Consider the following 15,304-nt stretch of genomic DNA (forward strand, 5'->3'; position numbering starts at 1 on the left):
ACGAGCCCGAACCGCCCACCGGGGCGGACCTGCCGGCCGGCGTGCCCTCCCAGCTGCCGGCCGGGGAGGTCCCGGCCGCGGACGCGGTGCTGCCCGGCGTCCCCCTCGGGGACGTCCCGGCCGTCGACATGGTCCTGCCGGGCATCCCGGCAGCGGGCATCCCGGCCGTCGACGTCGTGCTGCCGGAGATCCCGGCCGCCGACGTGCCCGCCACCTCTCCGGTCGGCCGGCTCGCCGCCACGGTGGAGCGGCTGCGCCGGGAGGTGCGGGCGGCGCAGGCCGAGGCCGAGGGCCGGGCGCTGGTCGAACTCGCCAAGGGCATCCTGGTCGAACGCCTCGGCTGCGGCCCCGCGCAGGCCGCCCGCCAGCTCGCCGAACTCACCGAGCAGGCCCAGATGACCCCGCTGGAGTTCGCGGTGGAGGTCATCAACCAGGCCGCCCGGGACCGCGTCTCGGAGGTCACCGAGGCGTTCCTGTCGGCCGCGGCCGCGGCCGACCCGGCCGGCCCCGCCGAGGAGTCCGCGGCCGTACGGCTGCGCGCCGCCGAGAGCGGTGTCCTGGCCGCCGACGACACCCAGGCGATGGCCGACTCGCTGCTCGAGCACGCCCTGCGCCCGCTGGGCGCGGTCGCCGTGGCCATCTGGGCGGCCGGCTCGGACGGCTCCCTCTCCCTCGCGGGCAGCGCCGGCTTCCCGCCCGGCGAGGCGGCCCGCTGGCGCTACGTCCCGCCCGACGTGGCCACCGTGGCCCGGCGCGGCCTGAACCAGCCCGACGGGCAGTGGCTGCCCTCGCTCGCCGGGTCCGGGCTGCCCACCATCGGCCGCCGGGAGTACGCCGACGGAGCGCGGATCGCCCTGCCCGCCGGCGCCGGCGGCCGGATCTACGGCGTCCTGGAGATCGCCTGGCCGAAGCCCGAGAGCCCGCTGCCGCGCCCGGTCGTCCGGCAGGTGGAGGCCCTCGCCGAGCTGTGCGCGCACTCCCTGGAGACCACCGCACCGCCGCTCGGCACGGAACAGGAGCCCCGGCTGCTGCCCGACGTGATCGAACTGACGGACCTCGCGGACGGTCTGCACGACCCGGCCCTGGTGCTGGTGCCGCACCTGGACGACTCCGGTCAGCTCGTCGACTTCCGTATCCACCACGTCAACAGCCGCTTCCTCGACCCGGCGGGCCGGCCCCGCGCCGTCGTGAGCGGCGCCCTGCTGCTGGAGGCCTACCCGATGGCCGCCGGCGCCAGCGAGCTGTTCCAGCGGGTGGAGCGGGTCTATGCCACCGGTGAACCGTTCCGCGCCCACCGGATGCGGCTGACCGCGCTGGTCGACGACGTGCCGCTGTCCGCCGTCGCCGACATCAGCGTCAGCCGGCACGGCTCCAGCGTGCTGCTGATCTGGCGGATCGAGGACGAGGCGGCCCGCCTGGCCAGCCTGCTCCAGCACGCCCAGCGGCTCGGCCGGATCGGCGGCTTCGAGGAGAACCTGCTCACCGGCGAGATCACCTGGAACGGCCAGCTGTTCAGCCTGTACGGCCGCCCCAGCACCAGCCTGCCGGTCGCCCTCCAGGACCTGCCGGCCCACGCCCACCCGGACGACGCCGTCACCCTCGGCCGTTTCCTGCGCACCGTCATGCACCACCGCAGGCCCGCCTCGGCCGCGTTCCGGCTGCTGCGTCCGGACGGCGTGACCCGGCACATGCGGGTGGTCGCCGAGCCCGTCCTCGACACCGACGGCCAGCTCTTCGTCGTCCGGGGCGCCTACCAGGACATCTCCGCCCAGCACTGGACGGAGGTCGCGCTCGCCGCCACCCGCGACCAACTGGCCCACACCGAGCAGCAGGCCGTGGAGCGCAACCGGCTGACCCTTCAGCTCCAGCACGCCATCATGCCGCCGACGCAGGCCCCGCTCCGGGTGCCCGGCCTCCAGGTGGCGGTGCGCTACCGGCCCGCCGAGACCGAGAACCTGGTCGGCGGCGACTGGTACGACGCCGTCGTGCTGCCCTCCGGGCTGATCCTGCTGTGCGTCGGCGACGTCGCCGGACACGGCATCGAGGCGGCGACGAGCATGGTCGTCCTGCGCAACGCGCTGCGCGGCCTCGCCGTGACCGGCGCCGGCCCGGCGCAGCTGCTGTCGTGGCTGAACATCGTCGCCCACCATCTGACGGGAGCGGTCACCGCGACCGCCGTCTGCGGTCTGTACGACGGTGAGCGGCGCACCCTGCGCTGGGCGCGGGCGGGGCATCTGCCGCCGGTCCTGGTGCGGGAGACGGACGAGCCCGGGGGGCCCGAGGCGACCGCGCTGCCCCCGGTCAAGGGGCTGCTGCTGGGCGCCGTGCCCGAGGCGCGCTACGACGAGGAGGAACTCCAGCTGGCCGTGGGGGACACCCTGCTGATGTACACCGACGGCCTGATCGAGCGCCGGGACCGCTCGGTGGAGGAGTCCGTGGCCCATCTGCTGGAGACGGCGGGCGCGGTCTCCACCACCCTCGACCAGCAGCTGGACCGGCTGCTCACCTACAGCAGGTCGGACACCGACGACGACACCTGCATCATCGGCATCAGGGTGGCCTGATCCGCCCGGACCCCGTCGGGGACGGCGGGGTGCGCGGGGCCGGTCCGTCCGGGCGGACCGCTCAGACGACTCCCGCCGCGAGGAACGGCACGATCGCGCTGATCCGCTTGCCCTGCGGCAGCCAGGTCACCTCCAGGCCGCGGGAGAGCATCGCCACCAGGTGCAGCCCGTGGCCGCCGACCCGCCCGGGGTCGGGAGGACGCCGCCGCGGCGGCTCCCCGGAGGTGTCCGTGACGGAGACGCGCAGCGCGCCGGCCAGCAGTTCCAGACGCAGGGCGCAGGGGCCGGGCGCGTGCTTGGCCGCGTTGGTGAGCAGTTCGCTGACGACGAGCTGGGCGTCCTGCACCGGGCGCCGCCCGAGCGCGGGCCGCACCTTCGCCAGAAGGGCGGCGACGGCGTCTCTCGCCTCGGCGATGCTGGATACACCGGCGTCCCAGGTGCGGCTGTAGCGCGGGGGTACCGAGCGGGCCTGGGTCGTCACGTTCGTCCTGCGCGGGATGTCCATACCTCGTTGCCCTTTTCCTCTGGGGGGAGGGGCCCTTCCTGTGCACCAGGGGGGTGGTCGTCCGTCCCTGCCCGGCTACCCACTGGGCCGCCGGTCAAAGGGACGTTTCCGGGGAATCCTCCGGATGCGCACGAATGGTTCGCGGGGACGGTACAGCGCAGAACGCCGGCCGGGGGCGGGTCCGCGCGCACAGCGGAACGGGTCCGGACATCCGCTTCCCCTGGATGTCCGGACCCGTTCCGCAAAGTCGGCGTACCTCGGTGTGCGAGGACGTCGGTTCTGAGGATGGCAGTACGTGAGACGTCAGTGCTTGAAGACGTCCTTCGCCTTCTCCTTCGCCTGCCGGGCGTCTCCGGCCGCGCCTTCCATGCGGCCCTCGGCCTCCAGGCGCTCGTTGCCGACGGCACGCCCCGCGGTCTCCTTGAGCTTGCCCTTGGCCTGCTCCGCCTTGCCCTTGGCCTTCTTGTTGCCGGCCATCGCTTGTCACATCCCAACGTCGACGCGGTCTGTGGTCGGTATTCGGATTACCGCTGTGCCGCCGCCCAAACCAGTGGCCCGCCGTCCCTTCGGACCCCGTGCCCGTTTCAGTGCTCGTGCCGCCGCCGCAGGAGGTGCCGTACGGCGAATCCCGCGACGACGGCCGCGACGGCCACCAGGACGTAGGGCTGGTAGCGCTCGATCTGGTCGTACACCGCCGTGATGTGGCTGCCGGCCAGGTACGCCAGGGTCGTCCACAGACCGACCCAGAGGGCCGCGCCGAGGGCGTTGAAGGCGAGGAAGCGGCGCCAGCGCATGCCGGTCGTGCCGGCGATGATGCCGTTGGCCTGGCGCAGGCCCTCGACGAACCGGGCCACGGTCACGATCCGGCCCCCGTGCCGGCGGAAGAACTCCTCGGCGGCCTCGAACCGCTTTGGGGTCAGCAGGACGTACCGGCCCCACCGGTGCACGAAGGCCCGCCCGCCGGTCCGGCCGATCAGGTAGCCGAGGTTGTCACCGGCGACGGCCGCGACGAACGCGACGGCCGCCACGGCTGCGACGTCCAGCCGGCCGGCGCCCGCGTAGACGCCCGCCGCGAGGAGCATCGTCTCGCCGGGTGCGGGGACCCCGAAGTCCTCCACGAAGACCACGGCCCCCACGGCCCAGTAGCCGTAGTGGCCGAGCAGCGGTTCCAGATGGGCCAGCGGTCCCGGAAGGGGTGCGGACATGTCTTCACAGTACGTCGGTGCGGACCGGTGATCACGGGCGGGGGTGGCCAGTGACTGCTCCGGCGTCACGGCGTCCACAGCCGCCCCGGCGGGCGCTGCCGTGCGCCGGCGGCGGCCGGTCAGCCGCAGGGCGAGCGGCTCGGCGTACCGGGCGGCCGGCGGGCCGACGACCATGAGGATCAGTACGCGGCCGTCGCGAGCGGGCCGAGGTCGGCGTCGATGCCGGAGGTGACGGCGAGACCCGCGATGACGGGGGAGAACTCGTCGCGGGCCACCAGGGTGCCTCCGGCACGGCCGCGCGGGTGGGCCCGGGTCGGTCCCGGAGGGGGGTGAAGGTTGGGGCCGGGCCGGCTAGGAGGCGGTGGTGTCCTCGTCGTCACCGTGACCGGGCTGGCACGCGTGGCACAGCTCGTGGTCGCCGTCGCGGGTGACGACGGTCCCCCAGCCGAGGCACTGCTCGCAGTCGCGGGCGCGGCTCAGATCGGGGTGGGGAGGCAGAAGGCGGCTGCGGTGGGCTCCGTACGCCATACGGGGAGCGGCTCCTTGGAAGTCGCGGGGAAACGCGGGCGGGGAGGTGGTGGGGCGGGCGGCAGGCGGCATGACCACATGTGGCACGTGGGGCACGCGTGACAACGCTGTCCGAACTGCCTCCATTATGTCCTACTTATGCCGAATGTCTATAGGGCATTGTCACTCGGTGCCAGCTTGTCGGCCGCACCTACCGGGCGCTCGCCGAACGCCCGCCGGACGCCCACCCGACGCCACCGGACGCGCGCCGTCGCAGGTCCGCGCGTAATGGGACTCAGGGCCTCCGTTTCTGCACCGGCCCCAGGGGCAGGCGGGTGATCACAGGTGCGAGACGAAGGAGACGCCGGTGAACGGTGCGACGTCCGGTGAGGAACGGCAGCCGCGGGGCGGGCGCCGGGGGCCGTGGCGCGGCTGCCGCGCCAGGTCCGCGAGGAGCTGACCCGCAGGCTCCGCCGCAACCGGCGGGCCTTCGGCGCGGCCGACGTCCAGGTCGTCGAGTCCCCGCTGCTCCGGCGGGCCGTGGGCGCCTCCGCGCTCGGCAACTGCATGGAGTGATTCGACTTCGGCGTCTACAGCTACCTCGCCGCCACCATCGGCAAGGTGTTCTTCCCCGGCGCCTCCCCGGCCGCCCAGCTCATCTCCTCCTTCGCGACCTTCGCCGCCGCCTTCGTCGTACGCCCCCTGGGCGGCCTGGTCTTCGGGCCGCCCGGTGACCGGGTCGGCCGGCAGAAGGTACTGGCCACGACCATGATCATGATGGCGGCCGGCACCTTCGTCATCGGTGTCGTCCCCGGCTGCGCCACGATCGGCGTCGCCGCGCCCGTGCTGCTCCTGCTGGCCCGCATGGTCCAGGGCTTCTCCACCGGAGGCGAGTACGGCGGCGCCACCACCTTCGTCGCCGAGTACTCCCCGGGCCGCCGGCGCGGCTTCCTCTCCAGCTGGCTCGACTTCGGCACCTTCGTCGGTTACGCCCTCGGCTCCGCCCTGGTCACCGTGCTCAACCTGGCCCTGAGCGACGACCAGATGCTCTCCTGGGGCTGGCGCGTGCCCTTCCTGATCGCCGGGCCGCTCGGGGTGATCGGCCTCTACATGCGGCTCAAACTGGAGGAGTCCCCGGCCTTCCGGCAGCAGCTGGACGAGCAGGAGAAGGCCCTGGCGCAGGAGTCGGCGCGCAGCGAGTTCAGGGACATCGTCCGCAGGCACTGGCGGCCCCTGCTCGTCTGCATGGGGCTGGTGCTGCTGTACAACGTCACCAACTACATGGTCACCGGCTATCTGCCGACCTATCAGACCGAGACCCTGCACCGCTCCAGCGGCTCGGCGGACGTCCTGGTGCTCGTCGGCATGGTGTGGATCGTCGTGCTGATCACCTTCCTCGGCCGGCTCAGCGACCGCGTCGGCCGACGGCCCCTCTACGCCGTGGCCGCGGCCGCCATGATGGTGCTCGCCGTCCCCGCGTTCCTGCTGATCAAGGCGCACGGCACCTGGCCGCCCATCCTCGGGGTGCTGATCCTGTCGACCCTGCTGGCCTGCTCGCCGCGCCCAGCGCGGCCACCCTGCCCGCCCTGTTCCCGACCGCCGTCCGCTACGCGGCCATGGGTATCGGCTTCAACCTCGCCGTGGCCGCCTTCGGCGGCACCACCCCCCTGGTCACCACCGCCCTCGTCGACCTCACCGGCGACGACCTGATGCCCGCCTACTACCTGGTGCTGGCGGGCGCCATCGGCCTGCTCACCGTGCGGTTCCTGCCCGAGAGCGCCCAGGTCCCGCTCAAGGGCTCGCAGCCCATGGTCGGTTCGCGGGAGGAGATGCGCGAGCTCATCAGCACCTCGCAGGAGCTGTACGCCTTCACGGGGGAGCGGGACGAGGCGCGGCACGGCTGAGCCCGCCCGGGGGCCGGGGGCCCCACGAGGGTTGTTCGATCCTACGAACTTCCCCCGCGCCGGGTTACCGGGCCCCTCCGCCTTTGATAGGAAACTTTCCTACCAGTAGGCGGTACGGACCGAACCGCCCACGCCCACCCCCCACTTGGAGCCCCTGTGGTGCACGCACACCGTGAGCCGGCAACCCCTGCCCGCCTCTCCCGCCGGACCGTCGTCGCCGCGCTCGGCGCCGTCGCCTCGGGCACCCTGCTCGGCGTCTCCCGCGCGGGCACGGCCTCGGCCGCCGCGCCGGGCCTGGACGACCCGGCGAAGAAGGAGATCGCCATGCAGCTGGTGTCGAGCGCGGAGAACTCCTCGCTCGACTGGAAGGCCCAGTACAAGTACATCGAGGACATCGGTGACGGACGCGGCTACACCGCCGGCATCATCGGCTTCTGCTCCGGCACCGGCGACATGCTCGACCTCGTCCAGCTCTACACCGACCGCAAGCCCGGCAACGTCCTGGCCAAGTATCTGCCCGCTCTGCGCCGGGTCGACGGCAGCGACTCGCACGCCGGGCTCGACCCGGACTTCCCCAAGGACTGGCGCAGGGCCGCCCAGGACAGCGCGTTCCAGCAGGCCCAGAACGACGAACGCGACCGCGTCTACTTCAACCCGGCCGTCACCCAGGGCAGGACCGACGGTCTGCGCGCGCTTGGCCAGTTCACCTACTACGACGCCCTCGTCATGCACGGCGACGGCGACGACCCCACCAGCTTCCGCAACATCCGCAAGCGCGCCCTGCGCACCGCGAAGCCGCCGGCCCAGGGCGGCAACGAGACCACCTACCTCAACGCCTTCCTGGACGCCCGTGTGTGGGCCATGAAGCAGGAGGAGGCACACAGTGACACCAGCCGCGTCGACACCGCGCAGCGGGTCTTCCTGCGCAAGGGCAACCTCGACCTGAACACCCCGCTCGACTGGAAGGTGTACGGGGACAGTTACCACATCGGCTGACCCGCGCGACCCGCATGGGGAGCCGCCGGCCGGGCCCGCTGCGGCCCGGCCGGTGGTGCGCACGTGCATGCCACGCCCCTGACGAGGAAAGATGGGGTGAGCGTACGACCCCCACCGATGCGGAGGAACGGACTCATGCCGCACGAGCGAGCCGGCCGGCCGGCCGGTCCCGAGGACCTTGTCGACGTGGCCAGGCTGGTCACGGCGTACTACACGCTGCACCCCGACCCGGCCGACCCGGGACAGCGGGTGGCGTTCGGCACCTCGGGGCACCGTGGTTCGTCCCTGGCGGGTGCCTTCAACGAGGACCACATCGCCGCCACCAGCCAGGCCATCTGCGAGTACCGGGCCGCCCAGGGCACGGACGGACCCCTCTTCCTGGGCGCCGACACCCACGCCCTGTCGGAGCCCGCCAGGGCGACCGCACTGGAGGTGTTCGCCGCCAACGACGTCACCGTGCTGATCGACAGCGCGGACGGCTACACGCCCACGCCCGCCGTCTCGCACGCGATCCTGACGCACAACCGGGGCCGCACCACCGGCCTCGCCGACGGTGTGGTCGTCACCCCGTCGCACAACCCGCCCGCCGACGGCGGGTTCAAGTACAACCCGCCGAGCGGCGGCCCGGCGGCCTCCGACGCCACCTCCTGGATCCAGGACCGCGCCAACCAGATCATCACGGGCGGCCTGAAGGACGTACGCCGGCTGCCGTACGACCGCGCGCTCGCCGCGGACACCACCCGGCGCTACGACTTCCTCGGCACCTACGTCGGCGACCTGCCCAGCGTGCTGGACCTGGACGCCATCCGCGCGGCCGGTGTGCGCATCGGCGCCGACCCGCTCGGCGGCGCCTCCGTCGCCTACTGGGGGCGGATCGCCGAGGAACACCGCATCGACCTGACGGTGGTCAACCCGTACACCGATCCCGCCTGGCGCTTCATGACGCTGGACTGGGACGGCCAGATCCGCATGGACTGCTCCTCGCCGTACGCGATGGCCTCCCTCATCGAGCAGCGCGACCGCTTCCAGATCGCCACCGGCAACGACGCCGACGCCGACCGGCACGGCATCGTCACCCCGGACGCGGGCCTGATGAACCCCAACCACTACCTCGCGGTCGCCATCTCCTACCTCTACCGGCACCGTGAGCAGTGGCCGGCCGGCGCGGGCATCGGCAAGACCCTGGTCTCCTCCACCATGATCGACCGGGTCGCCGCCGACCTCGGCCGTCAGCTGGTCGAGGTGCCGGTCGGGTTCAAGTGGTTCGTGGACGGACTGGTCAGCGGCGCCCTCGGGTTCGGCGGCGAGGAGTCGGCCGGCGCGTCCTTCCTGCGCCGGGACGGCTCGGTGTGGACCACCGACAAGGACGGCATCATCCTGGCGCTGCTCGCCTCCGAGATCACGGCCGTCACCGACCGGACGCCCTCGGAGCACTACGCCGGTCTGACCGCCCGCTTCGGCGAACCCGCCTACGCCCGCATCGACGCGCCCGCGACCCGCGAACAGAAGGCGCTGCTCGGCCAGTTGTCGCCGGCCCAGGTCACCGCGGACACGCTTGCCGGCGAGGCGGTCACCGCCGTCCTGACCGAGGCGCCCGGCAACGGCGCGGCCATCGGCGGTATCAAGGTCACCACCGACAACGCCTGGTTCGCGGCCCGGCCCTCGGGCACGGAGGACGTGTACAAGGTGTACGCGGAGTCCTTCCTCGGCGCCCGCCATCTCGCCCGGGTCCAGGAGGAGGCGCAGGCGGTGGTGCTGGGAGCGCTCGGCGGCTGACACGGCCGTGGGGCGGCCTCGGTCACGGAGGCCGCCCCGGCGGTCCGCGGTCCCGGGCGCGGGGCGCGGGCCGGTGCCGTCCGGCTCAGCCGCGTCCGCGGTCCGTGCGCAGCCGGTCCAGGACCGCCTGCGCCATGGCCGCCTCGCCCTTGGCGTTGGGGTGGGCCGGGGCCGCGGGGGAGGCCGGCTGGAGCGGCTCGATCCAGCGGTCGGCGGGCGCCTTGCACATGTCATGACCGATGGTCGGGCCGTAGGTGTCCACGTACGCGGCCCGGTTCACGCCGGCCACCAGGCGCAGCATCAGGTTCAGCCGCTTCTCGGTGTCCCGCAGATAGGTGAAGTCCTTCCGGGCGAACGGCACCTGCGGGAAACAGCCGACGCCGTCGTCGGGGAGCAGGTCGGGGTAGCCGACGACGACCACCCGGGCGTGCGGTGCGCGGGCGTGCACGGCCCGCAGCACCCGGTCGACCTTCGGCGCGGTGCGCACGACGGCGAGGGCCAGCTCGTCGTACCCGGAGGCGTGGTACGCGCGTTCACAGGGGTTGCCGGCCGGGTCCTGGGCGGCGAGCCGGGCGCAGGTGCCGATGATGGGGCCGAATCCGACGTCGTTGCCGCCGATCTGGAGCGTCACCAGGTCCGTGTGCCGGTCGAGCGCGTCCAGCTGGGGTCCGTTCGTGCCCTGCGCCTGCCACATCTCGGCTGTCGTGGCGCCAGCGCAGCTCACGTCCGTGAACGCGGTCACCTCGGTCCGGGCCGCCACGAGCGAGGGGTAGTCGTGGTCGGAGCGCGCGCAGTCGGCGTCCACCTGGCGGGGAATCCCGGGACCCGAGGTGTAGGAGTCGCCGAGCGCCACGTAGGCGGCTGCGCGGCCGTGCCCGCCGGGGTGTGCCACGGCCGGTGCCGTGCCGGCCGCGACCAGGGTGCATCCGGCCAGTGCCGCCCCCACTACGGCGCTCCGCCGCCGGCCCGCCGCCCTGCCCGCCGGGCGTCTGTCGTGCGTCATGCGTCCTCCCCCTGAGCTGCTGCGTCGCGCGGGCGGCACCTCAGGAGCGGCCCGCGCGCGTTCGACCGGGCCTGTATACCGTCCGGTAGGGCTCGCCGACCAGAAGCGGGAGGCAACTGGTTCAGGGGGAGGGATGGCGCAACGGGCCCGGAGGTCCGGCCCGTTGCGCGGGGACCGGCACACCGGTGGCTTCGCCGTCGGCCGGTGTGCCGGTTCGCGTCAGAGCGCGGCCGCCGGTTCCGCCGGGCCCGCCATCTCGAGCAGTGAGTCGTCCTCCGGGCGGGCGCCGGAGAGCCGGTGCCGGGCGGCGATGAGGGCCATGTCGACATCCCGGGTGCCGGTGGCCACGCACAGCGTGTACGACACGTCCGCGAGCCGCTGCCGGGCCTCCGGGGTGCTCTCCTCGGCCCCGAGCAGCGTGAGGGCCTCGTACTGGGCGATGAGGTCCTGTAGTACCGCGGGGTGTGCCATCAGCATGTGCGCCTCCTGGTGTGTCGCCGATGTGCGAAGTCGCAGCGCGCATACCCGCGTTCGGGCACCGCATGCCATCCGTCTCCCGCAGTGCCGTGCCATCTGTCTCCTTGACACCCGGAAGTGTGAGTGATTGAGTACTCACATGAAGACCGAACGGCCCCGCCAGTTGTCCACCGCCGAGGAGCGCCGCGAGACGGTCCTGCGGACCGCGATCGGAGCCTTCGCAGCCCGCGGGTACTTCGGCACCACCACGACCGAGGTGGCCAGGGCGGCCGGCATCTCCCAGGCCTACGTCTACCGGCTCTTCCCGAACAAGGAATCGCTCTTCACCGCCGTGGTCGAGCACTGCTTCGTCCAGGTGCGCACCTGCCTGGAGCGGGCCGCCGCCGAGGCGCGGGGCAGCTCCGCGGAGCTGGTGCTCGGCGCCATGGGCGACGCCTACGCCCGGCTGATCAGCGACAACGACCTGATGCTGATCCAGCTGCACGCGCAGGCGGCGGCGGTGTCCGAGCCGGCGGTGCGGGAGGTCGTCCGGCAGGGGTACGCGCGGCTGGTGGAATACGTGCGCGGCGCCTCGGGCGGCAGCGGACCGCAGGTCCAGGAGTTCTTCGCCCGGGGCATGCTGTGCCATCTGATCGTCTCCATGGGGGCCGACGAGGTGGACGCGCCGTGGACCCGGACCTTGGCCGCCGGCATGAGGCACTACTGAGCCGGCGGGTCGCGGCCGAGCCGGAGCCCCGGGAGATCCGGGACCGGCACCGGGGCCGCCCGGGCGGGGTGTGGCACCCCGCCCTTTTTCCGGGCTCCCTTGTGAGTGGTTGACCACACATTCATGCAGCCGACATCCCGCCCAGGAGGCCACCGTGAAGTCACCGACCGGAACCACCCGCCGCGTCCGTCCGCGCGCCGCCCTCGCGGCCCTGGCCGGCGCCCAGTTCACGGTCATGCTCGCCACCTCCGTCGTCAACGTGGCCCTGCCCCGCATCCGGGCCGGCGTGGGCCTGTCGGACGGCGGCACGACCTGGGTCGTCAACGCCTACGGCCTCGCCTTCGGTGCCCTGCTGCTCGCCGGTGGGCGGGCGGCGGACCTGTTCGGGCGCCGCCGGACCCTGCTCGCGGGCCTCGCCCTCTTCGGTACGGCGTCACTGGCGGCGGGCCTGGCCCACAGCGCCGGCCCGCTCATCGCCGCCCGCACGGCTCAGGGGGTCGGCGCCGCCGTGGTGGCCCCCGCCGCACTGGCCCTGGTGATGGACGTGTTCCCGCCCGGCCCGGGACGCGGACGTGCGCTCGGGGTGTGGGGAGCGGTGTCCGGCGCCGGAGCGGCGGCCGGAGTGCTGCTCGGCGGGCTGCTGACCCAACTGCTGGGCTGGGCCTGGACCTTCCACGCCGTCGCGCTCGGCACCGCCGTGGTCGCCGGGGGAGTGGCGGCCTTCGTGCCCCGCGTCCCCGGCGGCCGGCCGGGCCGGTTCGACGTCCTGGGCGCCACCGCCGTGACCGCGGCACTGACCGCGCTCGTCTGGGCGCTGACGACGGCGCGGCGCACCGGCTGGAGCGCCGCGCCGGTACTCGCCGCCCTCGCCCTGGCGGCCGTGCTCCTCGCCGTGTTCGCCCGCCTGGAACACCGGCACCCCGACCCGCTGTTGCCGCCCCGCCTCTTCGCCACGGGCACGGTCACCGCCGGGAACGTCCTGATGGCGCTGCTCGGCTCGGTGTGGACCGCCCTGTTCTTCTTCCTGCCGCTCTACCAGCAACAGGTCCTCGGCTACGGACCGTTGGTCACCGGTCTGGGCCAACTGCCGCTCGCCGCGGCCACCATGCTCGGCTCCACGGTCGCCCCCCGCCTGGCCCGCCGCCCGGGACCGCCGGTCACCGCCGCCACGGCCCTGCTCACCGAGGCCGCCGGGCTGCTCTGGCTCTCCCGCATCCGTGCCGACGGCGGCTACTGGTCCGACGTCCTCGGACCGGCCGTCCTCATCGGGCTGGGACTGGGCGTCGCCTTCGTCCAGCTGACCGCCCTCGCGGTGGCCGGGGTGCCGCGGGCCGACGCCGGACTGGCCGGGGGACTGGTGAACACCACCCGGCAGGCCGGCGGCGCGGCCGGCCTCGCCGTACTGACCACCCTCGCCGGTTCGGTCACCGCCCACGCGGCCGCCGGCCGCACCCACGCGGAAGCGCTCACCACCGGCTACCGCACCGCGTTCGCCGTCTCCGCGGCCCTTCTCGCCCTGTCCGCGGCACTCGCCCCGGCCCTGGCCCGCCGCCGGGCCGTACCGGCCGCACCGGACACCGTCCCGCTGACCGGGACCGGCCCGTCCGCGCCCTGACCCGTCCCCACCACCGCGCTCCTGCGCCGACCCGGCTCACCCGGTCCACCACCGAGAGGAACACCCGTCATGTACACCATCGAAGAGAACGCCCCGGTCGTCGTACGCCTGTCCACCGACATCGACGCCCCGGCCGCCGCCGTCTGGGAGCTGCACACCGCCGTCGACGCCTGGCCCACCTGGAACGCCGGCGTCGAGTCGGCCCGGCTGGACGGTCCGCTGCGGCCCGGCACCACGTTCACCTGGCGCACCCACGGCCTGGACATCACCTCCACCGTCCGCGAGATCGTCCCCGGCGAGCGGATCGTCTGGGGCGGCCCCTCCGCCGGCATCACCGGCGTCCACGTGTGGACCTTCGAGCGGACCGGCGACCGGGTCACGGTCCGTACCGAGGAGTCCTGGAGCGGCGCACCGGCCGAGGCCCGGCCCGACGCACTGCGCACCGCCCTCCACCAGTCCCTGGAGGCCTGGCTGACCGCCCTCAAGGCCCAGGCCGAACAGGCCCGTTGACCCACCACCGCCCCCACGCCCCGCGAGCACTCCGACCGAGAGGACGCACGATGAGCACCAAGCCCTACCTGACCGGCCACTACGAGCCCGTCGCCGACGAGATCACCGCCACCGCCCTCCCCGTCGAAGGCGCTCTGCCGCCCGAGCTGACCGGCCGGCTCGTCCGCAACAGCCACAACCCGAAGCCCGGCGTCACCCCCACCCACTGGTTCAAGGGCAGCGGCATGGTCCACGGCATCCGGCTGCGCGAGGGCCGCGCCGAGTGGTACCGCAACCGCTGGGTGCGCACCCCGGCCCTGGACGGCGCCCCCTACCTGACCGAGCACGGCCCCGACCTCACCGCCAGCACCGCCGGCACCCACGTCATCGAACACGCCGGCCGTCTGCTCGCCCTGTGCGAATCCAACCTGCCCTTCGAACTCACCGCGGACCTGGACACCGTGGGCGCCTACGACTTCGACGGCCGGCTGCGGACCGCGATGACCGCGCACCCCAAGGCCGACCCGGTCACCGGCGAACTCCACTTCTTCGGGTCCTCGCCCTTCCCGCCGTACCTGACCTATCACGTCTCCGACGCCACGGGCCGCATCAGCCACAGCGCCGAGATCCCGGGAGCCACGGCCGCGCTGAAGCACGACTTCGCCCTCACCCGGAACCACGTCGTCTTCGTCGAGGGCACCGTCACCTTCGACCCCGGCGAGCACTCGGGCATCCCGTACAGCTGGAACGACGCCCAGCCCGCCCGGATCGGCGTCATGCCCCGGGGCCGCGACGGAGCGGGCGCCGTCCGCTGGTTCCCGGTCGAGCCCGGCAGCATGCTGCACGCCGCCAACGCCTACGAGGACGCGGCGGGCCGGATCGTGCTGGAGGGCCCGACCGTCGACCGTGCGGGATTCCAGCTGTCGTGGAACTGGTGGGTCGGCGCACCCGGCCGTGGCAGTGAGCCCAACGCCCGCTCCTACCAGCGCCGTTGGGTGATAGACCTGGTGACCGGCGCCGTCGACGAGCGCATCGTTGACGACCTGGCGGTGGAGTTCCCCACCATCAACGAGGACCGGCTGGGCGCCGAGCACCGCTACCAGTACGCCGTCTCCTTCCCCGACCAGGACGGCTACGGCGGCTACGGCATCGTCAAGTACGACCGCGTGACCGGCGCCCGCCGTATCCACCGGGCCGGCGACGCCCGGCTGCCCAGCGAGGCCGTCTTCGTCCCCGCCGCCGGTGCCACCGCCGAGGACGACGGCTATCTGCTCACGGTCGTCTCCGACCTCAAGCAGGACGCCTCCCGCCTGCTCGTCCTCGACGCCACCGGCCTCGGCCAGGTGGCTGCCGTCGACCTGCCCCGCCGGGTGACGGCCGGGATCCACGGCTCCTGGATCCCGGACAGCACCCCCGACGGCGGCGACCCGCAGGCGTGACCCGGCGACCGGACCGGCTCGGCGGCCCCGGGGGAGAACGAGAACCCCCCGGGGCCGCTCCGTCCGGCCGGAAACCGTGTTCCGGCCGGAAGCGGCCCCCATCACAACCGGGGGCCCT

Annotated in this window: 13 protein-coding genes and 2 pseudogenes; 8 read left to right on the plus strand and 7 right to left on the minus strand. The window is 73.6% G+C overall.

Translation table 11 applies throughout. The features are described from left to right. Nucleotides 1–128 precede the first annotated feature (128 nt). The gene (locus tag AB0F03_RS21795) at nucleotides 129–2,564 is read left to right on the plus strand and encodes a SpoIIE family protein phosphatase (RefSeq protein ID WP_361994726.1); all 2,436 of its coding nucleotides are present in this window, start codon (nucleotides 129–131) and stop codon (nucleotides 2,562–2,564) included. A gap of 61 nt (nucleotides 2,565–2,625) precedes the next feature. Here AB0F03_RS21795 and AB0F03_RS21800 read toward each other — a convergent pair whose 3' ends face one another. From AB0F03_RS21800 to AB0F03_RS21820, 5 genes and pseudogenes are all read right to left on the minus strand, one after another. Further along, nucleotides 2,626–3,069 carry an ATP-binding protein gene (locus AB0F03_RS21800; protein ID WP_361994387.1) on the minus strand — a complete coding sequence of 148 codons (444 nt, stop codon included), beginning with the start codon at nucleotides 3,067–3,069 and terminating at the stop codon, nucleotides 2,626–2,628. 303 nt (nucleotides 3,070–3,372) lie between these two features. Further along, nucleotides 3,373–3,546 (minus strand): CsbD family protein, encoded by a 174-nt coding sequence (locus AB0F03_RS21805; RefSeq protein WP_361994390.1) that lies wholly within the window; start codon nucleotides 3,544–3,546, stop codon nucleotides 3,373–3,375. A 107-nt stretch (nucleotides 3,547–3,653) separates the two neighbouring features. Then, the gene (locus AB0F03_RS21810) at nucleotides 3,654–4,274 is read right to left on the minus strand and encodes a DedA family protein (protein WP_361994729.1); all 621 of its coding nucleotides are present in this window, start codon (nucleotides 4,272–4,274) and stop codon (nucleotides 3,654–3,656) included. Between the two features lie 102 nt (nucleotides 4,275–4,376). Beyond that, nucleotides 4,377–4,573, minus strand: a pseudogene (locus AB0F03_RS21815) (cation:proton antiporter); the annotation flags it as partial. A gap of 52 nt (nucleotides 4,574–4,625) precedes the next feature. After that, the gene (locus AB0F03_RS21820; RefSeq protein ID WP_361994392.1) at nucleotides 4,626–4,802 is read right to left on the minus strand and encodes a hypothetical protein; all 177 of its coding nucleotides are present in this window, start codon (nucleotides 4,800–4,802) and stop codon (nucleotides 4,626–4,628) included. Nucleotides 4,803–5,204: 402 nt separating this feature from the next. Between AB0F03_RS21820 and AB0F03_RS21825 the strand changes: the two are divergent. The 3 genes and pseudogenes from AB0F03_RS21825 (at nucleotide 5,205) to pgm (ending at nucleotide 9,457) form a co-directional block, all read left to right on the plus strand. After that, nucleotides 5,205–6,685: pseudogene (locus tag AB0F03_RS21825) on the plus strand (MFS transporter). A gap of 156 nt (nucleotides 6,686–6,841) precedes the next feature. Continuing rightward, nucleotides 6,842–7,681, plus strand: coding sequence for a chitosanase (locus tag AB0F03_RS21830; RefSeq protein ID WP_361994395.1), 840 nt, complete (start codon nucleotides 6,842–6,844; stop codon nucleotides 7,679–7,681). Between the two features lie 135 nt (nucleotides 7,682–7,816). After that, on the plus strand, nucleotides 7,817–9,457 hold the full coding sequence (pgm, locus tag AB0F03_RS21835; RefSeq protein WP_361994398.1) for a phosphoglucomutase (alpha-D-glucose-1,6-bisphosphate-dependent): 1,641 nt from the start codon (nucleotides 7,817–7,819) through the stop codon (nucleotides 9,455–9,457). Between the two features lie 85 nt (nucleotides 9,458–9,542). Here the strand turns inward: pgm and AB0F03_RS21840 are convergent, their stop codons facing one another. Beyond that, nucleotides 9,543–10,460 carry an SGNH/GDSL hydrolase family protein gene (locus AB0F03_RS21840; protein ID WP_361994401.1) on the minus strand — a complete coding sequence of 306 codons (918 nt, stop codon included), beginning with the start codon at nucleotides 10,458–10,460 and terminating at the stop codon, nucleotides 9,543–9,545. 219 nt (nucleotides 10,461–10,679) lie between these two features. After that, nucleotides 10,680–10,937: a DUF5133 domain-containing protein gene (locus AB0F03_RS21845; RefSeq protein WP_361994404.1), complete on the minus strand. Its 258-nt coding sequence runs from the start codon at nucleotides 10,935–10,937 to the stop codon at nucleotides 10,680–10,682. Nucleotides 10,938–11,076: 139 nt separating this feature from the next. Between AB0F03_RS21845 and AB0F03_RS21850 the strand changes: the two genes are divergently transcribed. From AB0F03_RS21850 to AB0F03_RS21865, 4 genes are all read left to right on the plus strand, one after another. Next, nucleotides 11,077–11,643 (plus strand): TetR/AcrR family transcriptional regulator, encoded by a 567-nt coding sequence (locus AB0F03_RS21850; RefSeq protein WP_361994407.1) that lies wholly within the window; start codon nucleotides 11,077–11,079, stop codon nucleotides 11,641–11,643. A 154-nt stretch (nucleotides 11,644–11,797) separates the two neighbouring features. Then, on the plus strand, nucleotides 11,798–13,258 hold the full coding sequence (locus AB0F03_RS21855) for an MFS transporter (protein WP_361994410.1): 1,461 nt from the start codon (nucleotides 11,798–11,800) through the stop codon (nucleotides 13,256–13,258). Nucleotides 13,259–13,327: 69 nt separating this feature from the next. Further along, nucleotides 13,328–13,768, plus strand: coding sequence for an SRPBCC family protein (locus AB0F03_RS21860; protein WP_361994412.1), 441 nt, complete (start codon nucleotides 13,328–13,330; stop codon nucleotides 13,766–13,768). Between the two features lie 50 nt (nucleotides 13,769–13,818). Beyond that, nucleotides 13,819–15,186, plus strand: coding sequence for a carotenoid oxygenase family protein (locus tag AB0F03_RS21865; RefSeq protein WP_361994415.1), 1,368 nt, complete (start codon nucleotides 13,819–13,821; stop codon nucleotides 15,184–15,186). Nucleotides 15,187–15,304 lie beyond the last annotated feature (118 nt).

This window comes from Streptomyces sp. NPDC028722, from assembly GCF_040637655.1.
Classification (GTDB): Bacteria; Actinomycetota; Actinomycetes; order Streptomycetales; family Streptomycetaceae; genus Streptomyces.

What these genes read in the sequence shown, in the direction of transcription:
- AB0F03_RS21795 (WP_361994726.1), top strand. Translation starts at nt 129, where the DNA reads ATGGTCCTGCCGGGCATCCCGGCAGCGGGCATCCCGGCCGTCGACGTC.
- AB0F03_RS21800 (WP_361994387.1), bottom strand. Translation starts at nt 3,069, where the DNA reads ATGGACATCCCGCGCAGGACGAACGTGACGACCCAGGCCCGCTCGGTA.
- AB0F03_RS21805 (WP_361994390.1), bottom strand. Translation starts at nt 3,546, where the DNA reads ATGGCCGGCAACAAGAAGGCCAAGGGCAAGGCGGAGCAGGCCAAGGGC.
- AB0F03_RS21810 (WP_361994729.1), bottom strand. Translation starts at nt 4,274, where the DNA reads ATGTCCGCACCCCTTCCGGGACCGCTGGCCCATCTGGAACCGCTGCTC.
- AB0F03_RS21820 (WP_361994392.1), bottom strand. Translation starts at nt 4,802, where the DNA reads ATGGCGTACGGAGCCCACCGCAGCCGCCTTCTGCCTCCCCACCCCGAT.
- pgm (WP_361994398.1), top strand. Translation starts at nt 7,817, where the DNA reads ATGCCGCACGAGCGAGCCGGCCGGCCGGCCGGTCCCGAGGACCTTGTC.
- AB0F03_RS21840 (WP_361994401.1), bottom strand. Translation starts at nt 10,460, where the DNA reads ATGACGCACGACAGACGCCCGGCGGGCAGGGCGGCGGGCCGGCGGCGG.
- AB0F03_RS21845 (WP_361994404.1), bottom strand. Translation starts at nt 10,937, where the DNA reads ATGCTGATGGCACACCCCGCGGTACTACAGGACCTCATCGCCCAGTAC.
- AB0F03_RS21850 (WP_361994407.1), top strand. Translation starts at nt 11,077, where the DNA reads ATGAAGACCGAACGGCCCCGCCAGTTGTCCACCGCCGAGGAGCGCCGC.
- AB0F03_RS21860 (WP_361994412.1), top strand. Translation starts at nt 13,328, where the DNA reads ATGTACACCATCGAAGAGAACGCCCCGGTCGTCGTACGCCTGTCCACC.
- AB0F03_RS21865 (WP_361994415.1), top strand. Translation starts at nt 13,819, where the DNA reads ATGAGCACCAAGCCCTACCTGACCGGCCACTACGAGCCCGTCGCCGAC.